This is a genomic window from Kutzneria sp. NPDC052558, from assembly GCF_044547355.1.
Taxonomy (GTDB): Bacteria; Actinomycetota; Actinomycetes; order Mycobacteriales; family Pseudonocardiaceae; genus Kutzneria.
In genome coordinates this window covers 170,846-190,703 of the sequence record NZ_JBIUAG010000007.1, presented here as the reverse complement: position 1 = coordinate 190,703, position 19,858 = coordinate 170,846, and the positions used below count along the sequence as shown (strand labels likewise).

At 72.0% G+C, this 19,858-nt stretch carries 15 protein-coding genes; 13 read left to right on the top strand and 2 right to left on the bottom strand.

Translation table 11 applies throughout. The features are described 5' to 3' along the window. Positions 1 to 209 precede the first annotated feature (209 nt). Together ACIG5F_RS15180 and ACIG5F_RS15175 are read right to left on the bottom strand one after the other, a co-directional pair. On the bottom strand, positions 210 to 1,928 hold the full coding sequence (locus ACIG5F_RS15180) for an EAL domain-containing protein (protein ID WP_396518287.1): 1,719 nt from the start codon (positions 1,926 to 1,928) through the stop codon (positions 210 to 212). Positions 1,929 to 1,982: 54 nt separating this feature from the next. Next, the gene (locus ACIG5F_RS15175) at positions 1,983 to 3,056 is read right to left on the bottom strand and encodes a lycopene cyclase family protein (RefSeq protein ID WP_396518286.1); all 1,074 of its coding nucleotides are present in this window, start codon (positions 3,054 to 3,056) and stop codon (positions 1,983 to 1,985) included. Between the two features lie 24 nt (positions 3,057 to 3,080). On the opposite strand from ACIG5F_RS15175, the gene ACIG5F_RS15170 reads away from it, so the two are divergent. The 13 genes from ACIG5F_RS15170 to ACIG5F_RS15110 all read left to right on the top strand — a co-directional run bounded on the left by ACIG5F_RS15170 (position 3,081) and on the right by ACIG5F_RS15110 (position 19,842). Beyond that, positions 3,081 to 4,652 carry a deoxyguanosinetriphosphate triphosphohydrolase family protein gene (locus ACIG5F_RS15170; RefSeq protein ID WP_396518285.1) on the top strand — a complete coding sequence of 524 codons (1,572 nt, stop codon included), beginning with the start codon at positions 3,081 to 3,083 and terminating at the stop codon, positions 4,650 to 4,652. A 140-nt stretch (positions 4,653 to 4,792) separates the two neighbouring features. Continuing rightward, positions 4,793 to 7,597 (top strand): S8 family serine peptidase, encoded by a 2,805-nt coding sequence (locus ACIG5F_RS15165; protein WP_396518284.1) that lies wholly within the window; start codon positions 4,793 to 4,795, stop codon positions 7,595 to 7,597. Between the two features lie 191 nt (positions 7,598 to 7,788). After that, on the top strand, positions 7,789 to 9,153 hold the full coding sequence (locus tag ACIG5F_RS15160; protein WP_396518283.1) for an MSMEG_0569 family flavin-dependent oxidoreductase: 1,365 nt from the start codon (positions 7,789 to 7,791) through the stop codon (positions 9,151 to 9,153). Then, positions 9,153 to 9,983, top strand: a complete 831-nt coding sequence (locus ACIG5F_RS15155; protein WP_396518282.1) for an amidohydrolase family protein — start codon at positions 9,153 to 9,155, stop codon at positions 9,981 to 9,983. Before ACIG5F_RS15160 ends, ACIG5F_RS15155 begins: the two co-directional genes overlap by 1 nt. Positions 9,984 to 9,994: 11 nt before the next feature. Then, complete coding sequence (locus tag ACIG5F_RS15150; RefSeq protein ID WP_396518281.1) at positions 9,995 to 10,507, top strand: MSMEG_0572/Sll0783 family nitrogen starvation response protein; 513 nt, start codon at positions 9,995 to 9,997, stop codon at positions 10,505 to 10,507. Between the two features lie 13 nt (positions 10,508 to 10,520). Beyond that, positions 10,521 to 11,573, top strand: coding sequence for an MSMEG_0568 family radical SAM protein (locus ACIG5F_RS15145; RefSeq protein ID WP_396518280.1), 1,053 nt, complete (start codon positions 10,521 to 10,523; stop codon positions 11,571 to 11,573). After that, entirely contained in the window at positions 11,570 to 12,928 is a 1,359-nt protein-coding gene (locus tag ACIG5F_RS15140) for an MSMEG_0567/sll0787 family protein (protein WP_396518279.1), read from the top strand. Before ACIG5F_RS15145 ends, ACIG5F_RS15140 begins: the two co-directional genes overlap by 4 nt. Further along, a complete protein-coding gene (locus ACIG5F_RS15135; protein ID WP_396518278.1) occupies positions 12,925 to 13,740 on the top strand; it encodes a carbon-nitrogen hydrolase family protein in 816 nt (271 codons plus the stop codon). The genes ACIG5F_RS15140 and ACIG5F_RS15135 overlap by 4 nt, the downstream gene beginning before the upstream one ends. Before the next feature lie 4 nt (positions 13,741 to 13,744). Further along, the gene (locus tag ACIG5F_RS15130) at positions 13,745 to 14,563 is read left to right on the top strand and encodes a carbon-nitrogen hydrolase family protein (protein ID WP_396518277.1); all 819 of its coding nucleotides are present in this window, start codon (positions 13,745 to 13,747) and stop codon (positions 14,561 to 14,563) included. Continuing rightward, a complete protein-coding gene (locus ACIG5F_RS15125) occupies positions 14,563 to 15,660 on the top strand; it encodes an MSMEG_0565 family glycosyltransferase (protein ID WP_396518276.1) in 1,098 nt (365 codons plus the stop codon). Before ACIG5F_RS15130 ends, ACIG5F_RS15125 begins: the two co-directional genes overlap by 1 nt. A gap of 9 nt (positions 15,661 to 15,669) precedes the next feature. Continuing rightward, positions 15,670 to 16,542, top strand: coding sequence for an alpha/beta fold hydrolase (locus ACIG5F_RS15120; protein WP_396518275.1), 873 nt, complete (start codon positions 15,670 to 15,672; stop codon positions 16,540 to 16,542). 109 nt (positions 16,543 to 16,651) lie between these two features. Continuing rightward, positions 16,652 to 17,692, top strand: coding sequence for a hypothetical protein (locus tag ACIG5F_RS15115; RefSeq protein WP_396518274.1), 1,041 nt, complete (start codon positions 16,652 to 16,654; stop codon positions 17,690 to 17,692). Between the two features lie 86 nt (positions 17,693 to 17,778). Further along, positions 17,779 to 19,842 carry an AbfB domain-containing protein gene (locus ACIG5F_RS15110; RefSeq protein ID WP_396518273.1) on the top strand — a complete coding sequence of 688 codons (2,064 nt, stop codon included), beginning with the start codon at positions 17,779 to 17,781 and terminating at the stop codon, positions 19,840 to 19,842. Positions 19,843 to 19,858: the final 16 nt, after the last annotated feature.

Sequence of the window (19,858 nt, the reverse complement as noted above, 5' to 3'; positions counted from 1 at the left end):
TCAACCGACCCGTTTTCCCGTGCTGCTGACGCCCGAGCTCATTTATGGTGTGCACCGAAACTCCCGCCGCCGACTGGCATAGTCGCGTTCCGTAACCGTGCTCGTGCTGTGAGTGAGTGCCTTGCGAGCCTCACATGGTGGCAGCACTTCGGCGGGCTGTGGGGAGTACTAACCCACTTGGCGGCGGCCCAGGACACTCACACGGGTGCTCAGGCGCTGACGGCCCCTCGGCGGGCCGGTGGGACTCTCGGGGCGGTGTTGCCACCCCGCAGCACGTCGACGCGGTCGGAACCGGGCCGGCCGAGGACCCAGCTGTCCCCGCGCAGGGCCTTGGCCTGCTTCTTCAACGGCGCGAGCAGACGGGAGACCTCGCGGTAGTCGGTGACGCTGCCGGGGGAGCAGACGATCGTGGCCAGCGACATCGACACCACCATCCCGCCGGCGCGGTGCTGGGTGTCCAGCTGGCCGGAGGACAGCGGCACCAGGTCGTCCAGGCCGGAGACGAACACGAAGTCGTCGCCGCCGACGTGGCCGACCTGCACGGTGGGCAGCACGGCGGCGGCGTCGGCCAGGGCCCGGCCGAGCTCGCGGATGAGGTCGTCGCCGGCGGCGAAGCCGGCGGAGTCGTTGACCTGCTTGAAGCCGTCCACGTCGAGCCAGCCGACGGCGAAGATCTCCCGCCCGCCGATGCGCCGGTCGACCTCGCGGGCCAGCGCGTCGCTGCCGGGAAGCCGGGTCAGCGGGTTGAGCGCGACGGCCTGCTCGACCTTCAGCTCGGCGATACCCCGCACTACGTCGGCGCTGTGCACGACGCCGAGGCAGCGGTCGTGCGAGTCGACGATGACCACCTCGTCGTTCATCCGCTGCCGCTCGGCCTTGGCCAGCAGGTCCAGCAGGTCGAGCGCGGTGGCGTCGCTGGGCAGCACGTACGGCCGGTCGGCCAGCCGGGCGGCGTCCCGCTTGGCGTGCAGGGCGTGTCCGTACGGCCCGGTGACGGCCAGCAGGAACCGGTTGCGGTCCACGCTGTAGCGGGGCCGGTTGTGCTCGTCGACCAGCACGATGCCGCCGACCGAGCCCTGGTTGGCCAGGATCGCCCGCACCTCCTCGGCGGTCGCGGACACCGGCAGCATGGTCGCGGGGTGCAGGAAGTCGGTCACGCGAGGACCGCTCGCCCGGCGCACCGGGCCGGTGAGCTCGGCCTCGGGCAGCTTGGTCAGCGCGGCGGCGATGGTGGTCTCCACGTTGGGCCGGCGGCCGGCCTTGGCCAGCAGGTTGCCCTGGGCCATGCCGAAGCCGAGCCGGCGCACCGCGGCCAGTTGGAGGTCGGTCTCCACGCCCTCGGCGACCAGCTGGGCCCCGTTGTGCTCGGCGATCACGGCCAGCGCCGGCACGAGGGCGGCCTTGCCGGCGTCGGTCGGCAGCCCGGCCACCACCCGCCGGTCCAGCTTGATCATCTCGGGGGCGAGCTCGGTGTAGAGCGACAGCGGCACGTCGCCGTCGCCCACGCCGTCCAGGGCGATGTGGAAGCCGCTGTTGCGGAGCAGGTCGAGGCCGTTGCGCAGGTTCTCCCGGCGTAGGCGGGAGAACGGGGTGCCGACCTCCAGCCACAGCGTGTCGTGGGCGCGGCCGGTCTCCCGCAGCGCCTCCAGCAGCGGCCCGATCGACTCGGCGGCCTTGGACACGGTCGCGGCGAGCACGTTCACGTGCAGGGGCACGATGTTGTTGTGCTCGGCCGCGGCCCGCACGGCCGCGGCGGCCAGCGCCACGTCGGTCTCGAGCAGCTCGCCGGCGCGGGCAGCGTCGCGCAGCAGCTCGTAGACGGAACGAGAGGCGGGCCTCGCGAGCGCCTCGATCGCGACGACTCCGCCGGTGTGCAGGTTGAACAACGGCTGGAACGCGAAGCGCACATCCTCCAGCAACCCGGTCACGGTCCGATACTAGGCAGACCAGGTGTGAAATTGCCGAGTGGCTTCACTGTGTGTTCATCCAGTCGTTGCGGCAAATGCAATAGCGCTGCGTAACCGGGGTGGCGCGGACCGGAACAGGGCCAGCATCGCAGCCGCCGTACCGGTGAAGTTCTCACGTCCGGCCAGGTAATCGCGTTGATTTTTTGTGGGCAAGCGGAAGAAAAGCTCAAAGAACTCGGGAACGCGGCCGGGCGGCATGCGGAGCAATGCGGCCAGGCCCCTCCGTCGCAAAAGGTGCGTCATTCTGGCCTCGGCCGACCAGACCTGCCGGCCCATCGAGGCGGGCGTCTCGGCGGCGGCCCGAGCCATCCGGGGGGCCAGCGTGAGCGCGGTGGCCACGCTGAACCCGGACGCCGGGTGCACGAGGCCGGCCCGTGCGCCGAACGTGAGCACCGGTCCGCGGGGCAGCGGCGGGTTGAGCGGGAAGCGCACCCGCTCGTGCTCCGGGCGGTCCAAGGGCCAGCCGTGCACGGCCAGCCGCCGGTGCAGGCGCTCGCGCAGCAGCCCGAACGAAAGCCCGGGCAGATGCGCGAGCGAGGTCTCCTCGACCAGCACCCGCTCGTCGTCCAGCGGCAGCGCGTAGCAGAAGGTGGGCGGGTCGCCGGCCAGCCGCCAGTCCATGAACATCGCCTCACCCGGGGCGAGCACCTCGGCCGGCAGCACGACGCCGACGGCGGTCTGCTCGGCGTAGCGGCCGCGCGGGGCGCCGGTGGCGTCGACGACGATCGGGGCCCGCAGCACGCGGCCGTCGGCCAGCCGCACCTCGGACGGCGTGATCGACTCGGCTCGGCCGGCGACCGTCTCGATGTCCGAACGGGACAGATGCCGGCGCAGATTCTCGTTGTGCAACACCACGTATTCGCCGTCGATGCGGTGCTCGGTGAGCGCGTGGGCCCGGACCGTGGTGGCGCGGGCGGCGATCACCTCGGCCGGCAGGGGTGGCAGTTCGTGCGCCCATGAGCCGTAGGTGGCCCGCCACGGCCGCTGCGGCGCCCGATCCACCAGCGTCGTGCGCAGGCCGAGGTCCGAACAGGCGGCCGCGAGGGCGGACCCGGCCGGCCCGGCCCCGACCACCAGCACGTCCGCCACGCCGTCCAGGCTAACGTCAGGGCCATGCACGACCTTCGGGCACACCGCCGTTCCGCCGACAGCGTTGAATCCCCTTTCCGGGACCTCACCGCCGACCTGGCCGCCAGTCCCTTCCGGGCCGACCGGGACCGGGTGGCCAGCTCGCCGTTCTTCGCCCGTCTGGGTGGTGTCACCCAGGTGGTGAGCCCGACCGGCTCCGGCCTGCTGCTGCACAACCGGCTCACCCACAGCCTGAAGGTGGCCCAGGTGGCGCGGGCCATCGCCGAGCGGCTGACCGCCCGCGCCGACACCATGGCCGTGCTGGACAAGCTCGGCGGCTGCGACCCGGACGTGGTGGAGGCGGCCAGCCTGGCCCACGACCTGGGGCACCCGCCGTTCGGGCACCTCGGTGAGGAGGTGCTGGACCGCATCGCCCGCAACCGGTTCGGGCTGGCCGACGGCTTCGAGGGCAACGCCCAGTCGTTCCGCATCGTCACCACGACCGACGTGCGCGGGCCGTCGGCGGTCGGCCTCGACCTGACGGTCGCGGTGCGGGCGGCGCTGCTGAAGTACCCGTGGACCCGGCTCTCGCACCCCACGCCGCACCCGCGCACGCTGCGGATCCCGCCGCGCGGCGCGTCGGAGCCGCCCGAGTCCGCGGGCAGCGGCTCGGCCAAGTTCTCGGCCTATGTCACCGAACTCGACGACTTCGAGCAGGCGCGGGCCCCGTTCCGCGGCCGGGTCGAGGACTGGCAGCAGACCGTGGAAGCGTCCATTATGGACACGGCCGACGACATCGCGTACGCCATCCACGACGTCGAGGACTTCCACCGGGTCGGCGTGCTCCAGCACGCGACCGTGGCGGCCGAGCTGACGACCTGGCTGACCGAGGCCCTGGAACTGGGGCAACTGTCCAAAGTGGAGCTTGCCGGGCAGTCGCGGCTGCCGGGCCGGTCGCTGGAGGCGATGCGTCGGCGGCTGCACGAGAAGGACTCCTGGGCCGTGGACGACGATGCCTTCGCCGCCGCCGTCCGTCGCGTGCGGACAGAGCTGGTGGACGGCCTGCTCGCGGTGCCGTTCGACGGCTCGGCCGAGGCGGAGCAACGCGTCGCCGCCTTCTCCGGGCAATGGACGACCCGGCTGGTGGACGGCGTCGAGGTGCTGCTGGACCCGACGCCGCGGTCCGGTCATGTGCTGCTGGCCCCGGCCCAGTGGCACGAGGTGGCGGTGCTGAAGTTCGTGCACCGGCGATTCGTGTTGCTGCGCCCGGATCTGGCGCTGCACCAACGGGGTCAGGCCCGGCTGGTGACAAATCTGGTGGAGGCGCTCGACCAGTGGCTGTCCGACCGGCACGAGGCCGACCGGCTGCCGCGGCGGCTGCACGACCTGGTGGAGCTGGCCGATTCCGAGTACCGGTCACTGGCCCGAACGGCTCCAGAACTGTTGGCCGGACCGGCTGGCGACGTTCGGACTGGGCCGGATGCAGTACGCGCCCTGGCCCGCGGACGGGCCGTGGTGGACTTCGTGGCCTCGCTGACCGACGGTCAGGCGGCCTCGATGCTCGATGCGCTGTCCGGGCGAACCGGACAACTGTGGACGGAGGCCTTTGTGCTGTAGTTTTCGACAATTCGTGACGACTGGCCCATTTGGGCGACACCCGCAAGGCAGCTGTGGGTGATCGTGCGGAAACTTTACGTTGGGCTCACGGCTGGTGATCACCAGCCGTGCCGCCCGATCCCGCACCCCTGGGAGCCCAGTTGCGCAGATCTGCCCACCCCAGAAGAACGCTGTTAGTCGCCGGCGCCGCCTGCCTCGCCACCGTGCTCGGCTTCGCGCCGGCCACCGCCGCCCCGCATCCCAACCCGGGCCTGCTGCCCGCCAACGCCGTCGCGCAGATCGCCGCGCTGCAACAGCTCAAGGCGTCCGCGTCGGCCACCGACCTCAAGGTCGACAGCCAGCTGCTCGTCGAGTCCAAGCTCCGCACCGACCGCTCGGCCCGGTCGAACCTGCCGAAGGTCCAATCAGGACTGAAGTTCGGCGCCGCCGACACCGTCTCGGTCGACATCCACACCACCAAGACTTCCGACGCGCTCCTCGACGCCGTGCGCAAGGCCGGCGGCCAGGTGAAGGACGTGTCGCAGCGCGAGGCCACCGTGCGCGCCGACGTGCCGCTGTCCGCGGTGCAGTCGCTGGCCACTCGCGATGACATCAAACAGATTCTGACCGCCAGCGCGGCGATCCTGTCCTCCAGCGCCGCCCCCGGCCGCACCACCGACACGCCCGATCCGGTCTCGAAGCAGACCCGGGACGCGGCGGTCGAGCAGGCCACCCGCGACTCGCTGCGCGCCCGTGTCGCCGCCGCCGTGGTCAGCGAGGGCGACCGCGCGCACGCCGCCGACACCGCGCGGCAGCAGAACGGCGTGACCGGCGTCGGCGTCAAGCTGTGCGCCATGTCCGACGGCGTCGCCTCGCTGGCCGCCTCGCAGGCCAAGGGCGAGCTGCCGGCCGTCGACGTGCTGCCCGGCGCCGAAGGCAGCGGCGACGAGGGCACCGCGATGCTGGAGATCCTGCACGACGTCGCGCCCGGCGCCTCGCTCGGCTTCGCCACCGCGTACAACACCGACGCCGAGTTCGCCGACCACATCCGCAAGCTGCGCAGCGTCGAGCACTGCGACGTCATCGTCGACGACGTCTTCTACTTCGACGAGCCGGTCTTCCAGGACGGCCCGATCGCGCAGGCCGTCAACGACGTGACCGCGGACGGCGCGCTGTACTTCTCCTCCGCCGGCAACGAGGGCAACGTCGGCGACGGCACCTCCGGCCACTGGGAGGGCAACTACGTCGACTCCGGCCAGACCATCGGCCGCTTCGCCGGCGGGGCCAACAACTTCGCCGCCGCGACCGGCGGCGCCGTGCAGGTGCTTGAGCCGCTCTCGGCCGGCTCGGCCGGCGTCGTGACCACGCTGAAGTGGAACGACCCGATCGGCGCGGCCACAGACGACTACGACCTGTACCTGTTGGACGCCAACGGAAACGTGGTGTCGTTCAGCCAGAACCCGCAGACCGGCACCCAGGACCCGTACGAGCGGGTCGGCACCACCGCCGGCAACCAGCGGCTGGCCATCGTGAAGTTCAAGGGCGACAACAAGTACCTGTCGCTGTCGGCGCTGCGCGGCCGGTTCGTCGACTCCGGCGCGCTCAAGGCCTACGTGACCACCGGCGAGACCGGCGGCCACTCCAGCGCCAAGGACGCCTTCAGTGTCGCCGCCGCGCCGGCCGCCGCCGCGTTCGGCCGGCCGCTGGAGGCCGGCGACCCGCCGAACCCGGCCGGCCCGTTCCCGGGCGTCTTCAGCGCCAGCAGCAAGATCGAGCGGTTCAGCTCCGACGGCCCGCGCAAGATCTTCTTCAACGCCGACGGCTCCCCGGCCGGGGCCAACGGCGCGCCGGTGATCCGGCAGAAGCCCGACATCACCGCCGCCGACGGCGTCTCCACCTCGGTGCCCGGCTTCTCGCCGTTCTTCGGCACCTCCGCCGCCGCCCCGCACGCCGCCGCCATCGCCGGCCTCATCCTGTCCGGCAACCCCGGCATGTCGCCCGCCGACGTGCGGCAGGCGCTGACCGCCACCGCCATCGACATCGCCGCCCCCGGGGTGGACGAGCGGACCGGCGTCGGCGTCGTGCAGGCCGACCGGGTGCTGGCCTACACCGGAGCCAGCCCGCAGCCGCTGGCCGCCGCCCAGGCGCCCACGGTCAAGGGCCCCAACGGTTCCCCGTACGTCAAGCCCGGCGACACCGCCACCGTGACGCTGCCCGTCTACAACGGCGGTGACGGCACCTCCGCCTCCACCAGCGTCGTCGTCGACTCGCCGACCGCCGGCGCCACCATCGCGCCGCGGTCCAAGCGGTACGGCACCATCGAGGCCGGCCAGACCGTGATCAACTCGTTCACCCTGACCGTGCCCGCCACCCAGCGCCTCGGCGTTCCCGTGGTGCTCAACGTGAAGGTCACCTTCGCCGGCGCCCATTCGCCGACCACGCAGACCTTCCAGATCCCCATCGGCCAGCCTTCCCCGGTGGTGCAGAACTTCGCCTTCACCGGCGCCCCGGCCGCCATCCCCGACAACAGCCCCATCGGGGCCAGCGTCTCCATCCCCGTCAGCGGCGTCGGTCTGGCGTCCAAGCTGACCTTCTCCATCGACGGCAGCGCGTGCTCCACCACCGCCGGCTCCACCACCGTCGGTCTGGATCACACCTACATCGGCGACCTCACCGGCACCCTCACCTCGCCGACCGGGGCCACCGCTGTCCTGTTCCAGCGCCGCGGCGCCGGCGGGCACAACCTGTGCCAGGTCGTCTTCGACGACAGCGCCGCCGCCGCCTTCGCCGGCGTCACCTCAGCCAACGCCCCCTTCACCGGCTCCTGGAGGCCCCAGACCGCCCTCGGCTCCCTGCTCTCGGATCCGGTCGACGGCACCTGGACCTTCAAGGTCGTCGACGGCGGCGCCGTCGACGTCGGCAGCATCCGCGCAGTGTCCTTGCACTTCAACGGCTTCGTAGCCTGACCCCGTGACTCGCGGGGGTCCCCGGACCCCCGCGAGTCGCGCTCTCCACCAGACCGAATGCAGGTTTCGCGCGCGTCGACCACCGGCCCGAGAAACGCAGTCAACATCGAAGAAACAATGAGGGGTTCGCGTAACAGCCCGTTGTTCCGGTGGACACGCGTTGGCAATGCTGGGTCACTCTACTTGTTTTCGTGAACGACGATTCGGTCGTGAATTCAGGGGGCGGCGGGCTGGACGGTTCGCACTTTTCGGTGCTGGTCGTCGGCGGTGGCCAGGCCGGGCTTTCGGTGAGCTATTGGCTGACGGCCCGGGGGATCGGTCACGTTGTGCTGGAGAAGGCGTCGGTGGCCGCGGAATGGCGGGACCGGCGGTGGGACAGCTTTTGCCTGGTCACGCCGAACTGGCAGTGCCGGCTGCCGGGGCACGCCTATTCGGGTGATGATCCGCACGGTTTCATGGTCAAGGACCAGATCGTCGAGCACGTCCGGGACTACGCGGCGAAGATCGAGGCGCCGGTGGTGGAGGGGGTGGCGGCGACCCGGCTGCGGGTGGGCCCGGACGGCCGGTTCACGGTGGCGACGACGGCCGGCACGGTGACGGCGGACCAGGTGGTGATCGCCACCGGCCCGTACCAGGTGCCGCTGACGCCCCGCCTGGCCGAGCGGCTGCCGGCCGGCCTCACGCAACTGCACTCGGCCGACTACAAGCGCCCGAGCGCGCTGCCGGCGGGCGCGGTGCTGGTGATCGGCACCGGCCAGTCGGGCTGCCAGATCGCCGAGGACCTGCACCTGGCCGGCCGCCAGGTGCACCTGGCCACGGGCAGCGCGCCCCGGGTGAGCCGCTTCTACCGGGGCCGCGACGTCGTGGACTGGCTGGACGACATGGGCTACTACCGCCGGTCGATCGCCGAGTTCGACGACGCCGACGCGGTGCGGCTGCGGGCCAACCACTACGTCACCGGCCGGGACGGCGGCCGCGACATCGACCTGCGGGCCTTCGCCCGGGACGGGATGCGGCTGTACGGCCGGCTGGCCGGCATCGAGGCCACGAAGGTCGCCTTCGCGGCCGACCTGGCCGCCAACCTCGACCACGCCGACGCCGTGGCCCGGTCGATCAACGACAGCATCGACGACTTCATCGCCACCACCGGCGTGCAGGCCCCGCCGGGAACGCGCTACGAGCCGGTGTGGACGCCGCGGGACATTCCCACCGAAATCGATCTCGCGACCGAGGGCATAACCTCGGTGGTCTGGGCCACCGGATTCGGCCGCGACCACCGGTGGATCGACCTCCCGCTGTTCGACGGAAAGGGTTACCCGACGCACGATCGGGGGGTCACGAGTTTTCCCGGCGTTTACTTCATCGGACTTCCCTGGCAATGGACGTGGGGATCGGGACGATTCTCCGGGGTGGCCGACGACGCCGAGCACATCGTGGCGACAATCGATTTCGTGCGCCGCCGGAATCGGACGTTCGACATGCCCTGGATCGCCGGCACACCGACCAGCACCTATCCCAGCGACGACAACTGGATCGCCCCGCGGACGGCGGCGTGATGGCCGCGCCGCGCTGGATCTGCGACGCGCACCGGCACCTGGGCGCGATGCCGGCCTATCCCTTCTACCAGGGCCCGCCGGTGCGCCCGGACACCACGGCCCGGGCCACCATCGCCGAGCTGATCGCCGACATGGACACCGAGGGTGCCGAGCGGGCGCTGGTGATCCCCAACTACGGCGTGCCCGACCCGGACCTGGCGTTCTCGTTCAACGAGCTGGTGGTGGAGGCGGCGGCCAAGGACGACCGGATCCGGGCCGCGCTGTGGGTGTCGCCCAAGCCGACGGACGCCGAGCGCACGACCGCCGCGCTGGCGCTGGCCGCCGAGCCGGGTGTGCGGGCGTTGAAGCTGAGCTTCCTGCTCGGCGGCCGGGTCGACGACCCCGACTGCGCCCCGCAGCTGGACCAGATCTTCGGCCACGCAAGGGAACGCGACCTCGTGGTGCACGTGCACACCTCGCCCGGGGCGGCCTCCGACATCGACGAGGTGGGCCGGCTCGTGGACCGCTACGGCGATCACGTGCGCATCCACCTCGTGCACTTCGGCGGCGGCATGAGCGGCCACATCAAGCTGGCCGGCGGCCGCTTCCTGGACTGGGTGCGCGCCGGCAAGCGCGTCTACACCGACCTGTCCTGGGCCATCGGCTTCGCCCCGCGCTGGCTGGTGGCCGAGCTGGACCGGCACGGCCTCGGCCACGACCGGGTGCTGTTCGCCAGCGACCAGCCGTGGGGCGAGTTCGACGGCGAGCGGGCCAAGCTCGCCGCCGCGGCCGGCGACGGCGACCTGGCCGCCGCCGTCTTCCGCGACAACTTCCACCACCTCTACGAATGAAGGAGCAGTCGATGCCCGAGTTGACCGAGACCGAGACCGCCAGCCTCAACGAGATCCCGCACCCGTCGCTGCCCGAGGGCAGCAACCTCTACGGCGGCACCAAGGTCTTCCCCGACTACCAGGCCGAGCCCGGCCAGTCCTACTTCACGCTGGTGCACGGCATCGCGCACGAGTCCTCGGTCAGCTTCGTGGCGATCCTGCAGGCGACCCGCGCGCTGCGCAAGGGTTTCGAGACCGCCATCTACTTCTACGGCCCGGGCGCGATGAACTGCATGGCCACCCGCGGCTTCCCGACCACCGGCAACTCGGCCTTCCCGGGCGAGCACAACATCAACGAGTCGCTCAAGACGTTCATCAAGGAGGGCGGCAAGGTCTTCTGCTGCCGGTTCGGCCTGTCCCTGCACGGGTTGCGCGAGGAGGACCTGATCGAGGGCGTCATCCCCACGCACCCGCTGGACGTGCAGGACGCGCTGATCCACTACGCCCGCAAGGGCGCGATCATCAACTCCACCTACATGGTCTGAGGCGGGAGGCGCCGTGCGAACCGTCACCTTCGTCGAACTCGCGCTGGTCGGGGTCCGGGGCGCGACCCCGGTCCGGCGCGGCATGGGCGCCGGGCCCAGCGCCGACGGCCATCTTGTCGTCGACGGCCTGAACGCGGCGCTGCCCACCAACCCGGACTCGCCCTACGAGCTGCGGGACGGCCGGATCATGGCCGGGGAGACCGACATGGGCCTGTCGGCCACCCCGGTCCGGCGGCCCCGCTTCTACGACCTGTCCACTGTGGACGGCGTGCCGTACGAGAAGATCGCCAAGCTGCACGGGGCCGATGTGCTGGCCACGACCGTCGTGCAGACCTGCGTCCGGTACGCCGAGGACCAGCGCTGCCGGTTCTGCACCATCGAGGAGTCGTTGCGGGCCAACGCGACCGTCGCGGCGAAGACGCCGGCGCAGCTGGCCGAGGTGGCCGAGGCGGCGGTGCGGCTGGACGGCGTGCGGCAGATGGTCATGACCACCGGCACCACCACCGGCCCCGACCGCGGGGCCCGCAACCTGGTTCGCTGCGTGAAGGCCGTGCTCGAAGCCGTGCCCGGGCTGCCGATCCAGGTGCAGATCGAGCCGCCCGCCGACCTGTCCGTGCTGGCCGAGCTGAGGGACGCCGGCGCGATGTCGATCGGGATCCACGTCGAGTCGCTGGACGACACCGTCCGGCGGAAGTGGATGCCCGGCAAGGGATCCGTGCCGATGAGCGAGTACGAGGCGGCGTGGGACGAGGCGGTCCGGCTGTTCGGGCGCAACAGGGTCTCGACCTACCTGCTGGTCGGGCTGGGCGAGGATCCGGAGGAGCTGATCGCCGGCGCGGCCCGGCTGGTCGACCGCGGCGTGTACCCGTTCGTGGTGCCGTTCCGGGCCATGCCCGGCACGCTGGCCGTGCGTGACGGCGAGCAGTCGCCGGACGCGGCGCTGGTGACGTACGTGACCGAACGAGTGGCGAAGTTGTTGCAGGAGGCGGACATGCGCGGCGCGGACCAAGGGGCCGGCTGCGCGGCCTGCGGCGGGTGCAGCGCGCTGCGGATGGCCGGCGCATGACGGCCATCGGCGAGGTGTTGCTGGGCACCACCCTGCGATGCCGGATCCGGGTCGCCGAAGCGTCCGATGTGGACGCCTACCGCCGCCTGCGGGCCGACGTCTTCGTTGCCGAGCAAGGATTGTTCCACGGCAGCGATCTCGACTGGCGTGACGAGGATCCCCGCACGGTGGTGCTGGTCGCCCACGACCCGGCCGGCGAGGTGATCGGCGGTGTTCGACTGGGCCCGGCCACGCCGGGCGAGGACGTCGGCTGGTGGGTCGGCGGCCGGCTGGTGGTCCGGGCCGGCGACCGGCGGCTGCTCGGCGTCGGCGCGGCGCTGGTCAACGCCGCCGCCGCGCATGCCGAAGGCGCCGGCGTGCTGCGGTTCGAGGCCACCGTGCAGACGGCCAACGTGGTCCTGTTCCGACGGTTGGGCTGGCTGGCGGTCCGGGACACCGTGGTCGCCGGGCAGCCGCATGTGCTGATGCGCTGGCCGATCAACCGCATCGCCGCGCTGGCCTCGGCGACCAAGCGGGAGCTCGGCCCGTTGCTGAAAGACTTGCTGCCCAAGGGTTTCCTCGGCGACGACGGCGTGCCGGTGCCCGGCAGCGACCTGGTGGCCTGCTGTGACGCCATCACGCCGTCCATGGTCGAACGCGACCCGGAGTGGGCCGGTTGGTGCTCGGTTCTGGTCAATGCCAACGACTTGTCGGCAATGGGGGCCAGTCCGCTCGGCCTGCTCGACGCCCTCGGCGCTCGCGATCGCGCACTGGCCAGCCGGGTGCTGGACGGCCTCCGTGCCGCCGCCGAGGTCTATGGCCTGCCGGTTCTCGGCGGCCACACCCAGTTCGGCGTGCCGGCCTCGCTGGCCGTCACCGCGCTGGGCCATGCCCCCAACCCCGTGCCCGGCGGTGGTGGCCGGCCCGGGATGCCGATCAGGCTCACTGCCGACCTCGGCGGCGGCTGGCGGCCCGGATACGCTGGCAGGCAATGGGATTCCAGCACTCACCGCACCTCGGCCGAGCTGCGGACGATGCTCGACGCCGTGCGCCGGGCCCACCCCAGCGCCGCCAAGGACGTCTCCATGGCCGGCGTCGCCGGAACCCTCGGCATGATGGCCGAGGCCGGTGGCTGTGGCGCGGTGCTGGACGTGGCCGCGGTCCCGCGCCCGGTCGGGGCGTCGATGGGGGACTGGCTGACCTGTTTCCCCGGCTTCGCCATGCTCACGGCCGGCGAGCAGCACCTCGACGCCGGGCCGGCAGTGCAGGCCGGGTGCGGGGAGTTGACGACGGAACCGGGGATTCGGCTGCGCTGGCCGGACGGGGAAGTGACCGAGGCGATCGCCGGCCCGGTCACGGGATTGGGGGCGGCATGACAACGCTGCGGATGGCGGCCGTGTCCGCCAACTTCGGCCGGGACATCGACGCCGCCCTGGTGACCGTGGGCAAACTCATCGCGGAGGCCCGTGAACAGGGCGTTGGCCTGCTGGTGTTGCCGGAGGCGACGCTCGGCGGCTACCTCGCCTCGCTCGACGGCAGCGCCGAGGGGCCGCCGCCGTTGGACGTGCACGGGCCGGAGATCGCGCGGCTGGCGGCGTTGGCCGGCGACATGGTCGTCACCGCCGGGTTCTGCGAACGCGGCGAGGGCGCCGTCTACAACAGCGCGGTCTGCGTGACCGGCGACGGAGTGCTTGCGGTGCACCGGAAAGTGCACCAACCACTGCTGGAGAGCGCCAGCTACGGGGCGGGGGAGAAGTTCGCGGCCTTCGACACGCCGGTCGGCCGGCTGGGTATGATGATCTGCTACGACAAGGCCTTCCCGGAGGCGGCCCGGGCCCTGGCGCTGGACGGGGCGCAGGTCGTGGCGTGCATGTCGGCGTGGCCGGGCAGCCGCACCAACCCGGCCCCGGACCTGCGCCAGGACCGCTGGAAGCGGCGCTTCGACCTGTTCGACCGGGCCAACGCGCTGCAGAACCAGCTGGTGTGGGTGTCGGCCAACCAGACCGGCGCCTTCGGCACGCTCCGGTTCGTGGGCAGCGCCAAGATCGTCGACCCCGGCGGGGAGATCCTCGACGACACCGGGGTGGGCGAGGGCGTGGCCGTGGCCGAGCTGGACGTGCCGGCCGCGCTGGAACAGGCCCGCCGGGCCATGGGTCACCTGCGCGACCGCCGGCCTGACGCATACTGAGGCCATGCTGCGGATCGGCGCGGTGGCGGCCGCCTTCACCCGTGACCTGGACTTCGACCTCCAGCGCATCACCACGCTGATCGACCATGCCCGCCGGGACGGCGTCGGCCTGCTGGTGCTGCCGGACGCGGCCCTGGGCGGCTACCTCACCGACCTGCGCCAGCCCGACCTGGCCGCGCTGCCGCCGGCCCTGCCGGTGGACGACGTGCACGTGCGCAAGATCGCCGGCCTGGCCGCGGACATGGTGGTGTGCCTGGGTTTCTGCGAGGCCGACGGCGAGTCCCGGTTCAACAGCGCGGTCTGCGTGACCGGGGACGGCGTGCTCGGCCTGCACCGCAAGGTGCACCAGCCGGCCGGGGAGTCGGCGGCCTACGCGGCCGGGGACCGGTTCGAGGCCTTCGACACGCCGGTCGGCCGGCTGGGCATGATGATCGACTACGACAAGTCGTTCCCGGAGTCGGCCCGCGCCCTGAGCCGGGACGGGGCCGAGGTGCTGGCCTGCCTGTCGGCCTGGCCGACCAGCATCACCAACCGCGCGCCGCGGATGGCCCAGGACCGGCAGTCCCGGCTGTTCGACCTGTACGACCAGGCCCGGGCGGCGGAGAACCAGGTGGTGCTGGCCTCGTCCAACCAGACCGGCGCGCTGGGCGGCATGCGCTTCCTCGGCCAGGCCAAGGTGGTCGGGCCGGGCGGGGACGTGCTGGCCCGGACCTGGTCCAAGGCCGGCATCGCGGTCGCCGAGCTGGACGTGCGGGCCGAGATCGAGCATGCCCGCCGGGTGCTCAACCACCTGGACGAGCTGCGGCCGGAGGCCTACCGCTGATGCGGATCGCGCTGCTGACCTACTCGTCGAAGCCGCGCGGCGGCGTGGTGCACACCCTCGCGCTGGCCGAGGCGCTGGCCGCCCTCGGCCAGGACGTGACGGTCTGGACGTTGGGTCGCGGCGGGGATGATCGTTTCTACCGGGCGGTGGATCCGGCGGTGACGACGCGGATCGTGCCGTTTCCGAGCGTGGACGATCTGGGCGAGCGGGTGCTGCGGTCCATCGCGATGCTGCGCGAGGCCTTCGATCCTTCGGGGTACGACATCGTGCACGCCCAGGACTGCATCAGCGCCAACGCGGTCGACCGATGCATCCGCACGGTGCACCACATCGATCACTTCACCACGCCCGAGCTCGCGGCTTGCCACGAGCGGGCGATTGTCCGGCCGTACCGCCACATCTGCGTCTCCGCCGCGGTCGCCGCCGAACTCCGGGTCGGGTGGGGGATATCGGCGACGGTCATCCCCAACGGCGTGAACTACGACCGCTTCGCGGGGGCGGACGGCCGCGCCTGGCGGGAACGGCTCGGCTCGTACGTGTTGTCGGTGGGCGGGATCGAGCCGCGCAAGGGGTCGCTGGACCTGTTGGAGGCGTACCGCCGGCTCGGGCGGCCGGACGTGCGGCTGGTGATCGCCGGTGGGGAGACTTTGTTCGACTACCGCTCATATCGTGCCGAGTGGGACGCCCTGGCGGCCTCGCTCCGTCCGCAGCCGGTCGTGCTCGGCCCGGTCGACGACGACGAGCTGCCGGCCTTGGTCGCCGGGGCCTCGGTGTTCGCGTTTCCGTCCACGAAGGAGGGTTTCGGGCTGGCCGCGATGGAGGCGCTGGCGGCCGGTGTTCCTTTGGTGGCAAGGGATCTTCCGGTGCTGCGGGAGGTGTTCGCCGGGGCCGCGCGGTTCGCCGCCTCCGTGCCCGACCTCGCCGCCGCCCTCGGCTCGGCCCTGGATTCCGGCGGCGGGGACCGGGTCGACGCCGGCCGCCGTCTGGCCGCCGGCTACCGGTGGTCGGCCGCGGCCGAAGCGCATCTCAGGCTGTACCAAGAGGTCCTGGATGGACGGGACCAAGGTCCCATGGTCCCGGCGGCGACCCCGGAGTAGAACGGACGCATGGGGAAAATCGGGGGATTCACCGACGAACTCTCGGCCTCGGAGTACCGGGGCATCTACGCCCGGGTGCGGGCCCAGTGGCCGGACGCGGCCGAGGACCTGCACGTGCCGACCCGGTTCGGCGACACACACGTGATCACCTACGGCACGGGCACACCGCTGGTGCTGGTGCCGGGATCCGGTGCCACAGCGGCCAACTGGTCGCCGAACGCGGTGGCGTTGGGGGAGCGCCACACCGTGTTCGCCGTGGACACCTTGGGATATCCCGGCCTCGGCGACCAGACCGCGCCGTTCGCCGGCCCGGCGGACCTCGGCATCTGGCTGGCCGACGTGCTCGACGGCTTAGCCATCGACACCGCTCATGTCGGCGGATTGTCCTACGGGGCTTGGGCATGCATGCAGCTGGCCTGGCACGCGCCGCGTCGGGTGCGGTCGCTGCTGCTGCTCGAACCCGGCGGGAATTCGCTGGGCCGGCCACCGTTACGCAGCCTGCCGGCGGCGCTGCGGCTGCTGGCCGCCCGCGACGAGGCCGCGTACGCGCGATTCGGCCTGATCGTGGAGGGCGGCTGGCCCAACGACCCGGACCGGCGGCGGCTGGTCAACTTCGGCATGGGCCACTACCGCACCGCCGTGCCGCTCATCCGGTACGCCTCCGACGAGCAGGTGCGGCGGCTGGACCGGCCGACGCTGCTGCTGCTCGGCGGGGCCAGCGTCGTGCACAAGCCGGCCGTGGTGCTGGCCCGGGCGCGGGCGCTGATGCCGCGGGTGCGGGCCGAGATCCTTGACGGGGCACCGCATCCGCTGGCCGAGACGCACGCGGCGATCGTCAACGAACGGATGCTCGACTTCCTCGGACAGGTTCCGTCGATCTGAGCATCGGTCGTCCGGTTCATCATGGTGCGGCATGTGGCGTAGGTCGCTTGCGATTGACCGATTTGGCAGTTACGGTCGGCGTATCTGAACGTGGGTGGGGGGAATTCTGGTGCGTCTGCGCACTGTGCTGGCTGCTGCCTGCCTGTCGCTGGCGACGCTCGTGTCCGGGGTGGGACCGAGCTTCGCGGCGGCACAGGACACGTCGGCCGACAAGATCTGGGTGCGGTACCTGGCCTATCACGACTCGCGGTCCACGGTGCGCATCGGCGCCTGGCAGGCGCTGCTGTCCGGCGCCCCGGACGCGGCGATCGCGCAGTTCGTGACCAGCGGTTACGACTACGCGGTGAAGCTGGCGGCGGAGACCAAGGCCCGCAACGCCGACTTCGCCCGGCGGATCCTGGACACCTACCCGGCGGAGTTCGCGCCGGAGGTGCACGCGGCGGCCCAGTACGCGGTCAACAGCCGTGACGACGCCGACCGCGAGCGGTTCGCGCACGGCGGTTTCCAGGCCGCCGAGCAGCGTGACCGGCAGGTGCGGCAGACCCGCGGCGACCAGGCCAAGGCCCTGCTCGACGCGGATCGGGCCTTCGTGCGCGACCTGGCCGCGAACGACCCCGGGGCCCAGGTCCGGGTGAGCGCCTCGTACGCCACCCGGGTCGGCGCCACCGACGACGACCTGGTCGACTTCTTCGCCTCCGGCTGGGCGCTGGGCGCGCGGCTGGACCTGGAGGCCTACCGGCTCCAGGCCGCCGACCACGAGAACACGTGGCGAGCCTCCCTCGCCCGGCTCGTGGCCGACGCCCAGGCCGCCGAGCAGGCGGCCAAGGACGCCGCCGGCGACGCCGCCGCCAAGGCCCGCGAGGCGGCCGCCCAGGCGTGGCACGCGGTGGGCGACCAGACCGCCCCGGCCCGCTCGGCCTGGGACCAGGCCCAGCAAATCGCCGACCAGCAGGCCCGCAACTGGGCGGCCATCGCCCAGGCGGCGGCCGCTGCCACCGGCCCGAACTGGGCGGCCGTGGTGGCCCCCGCGCAGGACAACTCGACGCAGTGGTCGGACGAACGGACCTTCGCCGCCGACCAGGCCCGCTACTGGAACGCCCTGTTGCAGCAGGCGCTGGACGGCGAGCAGCGGGTGCGCTCCGGCAGCTGAGGCCGCGTCGGCTTCGGCTGTGACTCCCTCGTTGGCCGGGGACTTCGGCCAGGTTTCGACCATCGATGAGGACAGGTGTATTCGGCATGCCTACGAACAGACCCGGTGCGGTCGGACGGGCCCTGCTCGTCGCCGTCACCACAACGGCCCTGACCGCCGGTGCGGTGAGCGGAGTCGCCCACGCGGCGCCGGCCGTGGCGACGGCGACCGCCGCGCCGCAGGCCGACAGGGCCGCGGTGGCGGTGGCCGAGGCGACCCAGGAGGAGAAGGTCAACGCGATCCGCGCGCTGGGGATCGACATCGACAACACCTGGCTGGTGCTGCGCGACCGCGACTTCGTCTTCAAGATCTTCGACAACGCCGACAGCGCGCGGTTCCCGTTGGTCAAGGACGGCGCGCTACAGTCCTATCGGGACGGTGACACGGCGTCGACCGTGTTCATCCGCAACGGCATCTACGACCTGGCCCAGCGCGACCGCGACAACTGGGCGCGGGCCAAGGTGGAGCGGGACCTGGCCCGCAAGCTCAAGCAGTCGGCCGCCTCGCTGATCGCCATGCCGGTCACCGACCAGCAGCTGGACCTGGGCTACAAGGACTTCATCTACAAGATCTGGCAGTTCACCCGCACCGCCCAGGACAGCAAGCGGGTCAACGCGGCGGCGCTGGACGCGTTCGGCGGCAGCGACGCCGACCAGAAGACGTTCCTGGAGTCGGGCCTGCTGGCCGCGGTGCGGCAGGACCAGGACGACGCCATCAAGGCGGCCAAGGACGCCAGCGACGCGGAGAAGGCCCGGCTGGCCGCGCGGGCGGCCAAGACCAACGCCGCCTCGGTGGTGCTGCTGCCGGTGGACGAGGCCGTGCTGAGCCTGTCCGACGACAACTTCATCCGCAAGATCATCGAGCGGGCCGTGCCCGACAGCGAGGTCTACAACGCCGCGTGGGCGGCGCTGCGCAGCACGGCCCCGGCCGACTGGAGCGCCTTCATCACCACCGGCATCTTCGACGCCAACAAGCGCGACATCGAGATCGCCCGGCAGAAGAAGGCCGCCGAGGACCGGGCCGCGGTGCGCGAGCTCAAGGCCCGCGCTGAGAACGGCCGACTCCAGCCGCGCCTGGTGGCCGCGGCCGCCGCGGCGCTGGCCGGCGACGACGCCGGCGTGGCCGCGTTCCTCAAGGACGGCCAGTACGCGGTGCTGACCCAGTCGCTGCAGGCGACCACTGAGGTCACCGAGGTGCGCGGCTCGTACGCGGTCAGCGCCGGCGGCGACGTCAACATCTGGTTCGGCGAGGCCGGGACCAACGGCACGGCCACGATCGCCGACGCCACCTGGAAGGTCGTGGCCGGCCTGGCCGACCCGAACTGCTTCTCGCTGGAGTCGGCCACCGTGGCCGGCAGCTTCGTGCGCCAGCACGACCTGCGGGTGCGGCTGGAGGCCAACGACGGCACCACCGGCTTCAAGAACGACGCCACCTGGTGCACCCGCCCGGCCCTGGACGGCAGCGCCGACGTGTCGCTGGAGTCCAAGGCGCAGCCCGGCCGCTACCTGCGGCACATGAACGGCGGCCTGTGGGTCGGCAACGACAGCGGGCAGAACCCTTCCGACAGCGGCTACCTGTTCAAGAACGACGCCACCTGGCATGTCGCCGACGCCAACCCCGAGGTCACCACGCCGATCGGGCAGCGCTGGTACAACGACGACGCGTTCCGCCAGTCGGTCGGCGCCCCCAAGGGCGCCGAGGTCTACGACAACGGCGTGCGCTACCGCGACTACGCCAACGCCCGCGTCTACTGGAGCCAGGCCACCGGCGCGCACAGCATCGCCGAGCCGATCCTGACCAAGTACCTGGCCGAGGGCGGGCACAAGGCGTTCCTGCCGGTGACCGACACCACCCCGACGCCGACCAAGCCGGGCCGCTTCAATCACTTCGTCGGCGGCATCTCCATCTACTGGAGCGCCACGACCGGCGCGCACCTGGTGTACGGCGCGATCCGCAACCACTGGCAGGACCTGGGCTGGGAGAAGTCCTACCTCGGTTTCCCGACCGCCGACGAGTTCGACATCCCGGGTGGCCGCCGCAGCACCTTCGAGGGCGGCCACATCGACTTCAACGCCGCCACCGGCGCGGTCGTCGACGTCCACGGCAACTGATCCACATTCGCGAGGG

Bases quoted from the DNA above. Each gene is read 5' to 3' on its own strand.
- ACIG5F_RS15170 (WP_396518285.1), top strand. From the start codon at position 3,081: ATGCACGACCTTCGGGCACACCGCCGTTCCGCCGACAGCGTTGAATCC.
- ACIG5F_RS15155 (WP_396518282.1), top strand. From the start codon at position 9,153: ATGGCCGCGCCGCGCTGGATCTGCGACGCGCACCGGCACCTGGGCGCG.
- ACIG5F_RS15150 (WP_396518281.1), top strand. From the start codon at position 9,995: ATGCCCGAGTTGACCGAGACCGAGACCGCCAGCCTCAACGAGATCCCG.
- ACIG5F_RS15140 (WP_396518279.1), top strand. From the start codon at position 11,570: ATGACGGCCATCGGCGAGGTGTTGCTGGGCACCACCCTGCGATGCCGG.
- ACIG5F_RS15135 (WP_396518278.1), top strand. From the start codon at position 12,925: ATGACAACGCTGCGGATGGCGGCCGTGTCCGCCAACTTCGGCCGGGAC.
- ACIG5F_RS15130 (WP_396518277.1), top strand. From the start codon at position 13,745: ATGCTGCGGATCGGCGCGGTGGCGGCCGCCTTCACCCGTGACCTGGAC.
- ACIG5F_RS15125 (WP_396518276.1), top strand. From the start codon at position 14,563: ATGCGGATCGCGCTGCTGACCTACTCGTCGAAGCCGCGCGGCGGCGTG.
- ACIG5F_RS15120 (WP_396518275.1), top strand. From the start codon at position 15,670: ATGGGGAAAATCGGGGGATTCACCGACGAACTCTCGGCCTCGGAGTAC.
- ACIG5F_RS15110 (WP_396518273.1), top strand. From the start codon at position 17,779: ATGCCTACGAACAGACCCGGTGCGGTCGGACGGGCCCTGCTCGTCGCC.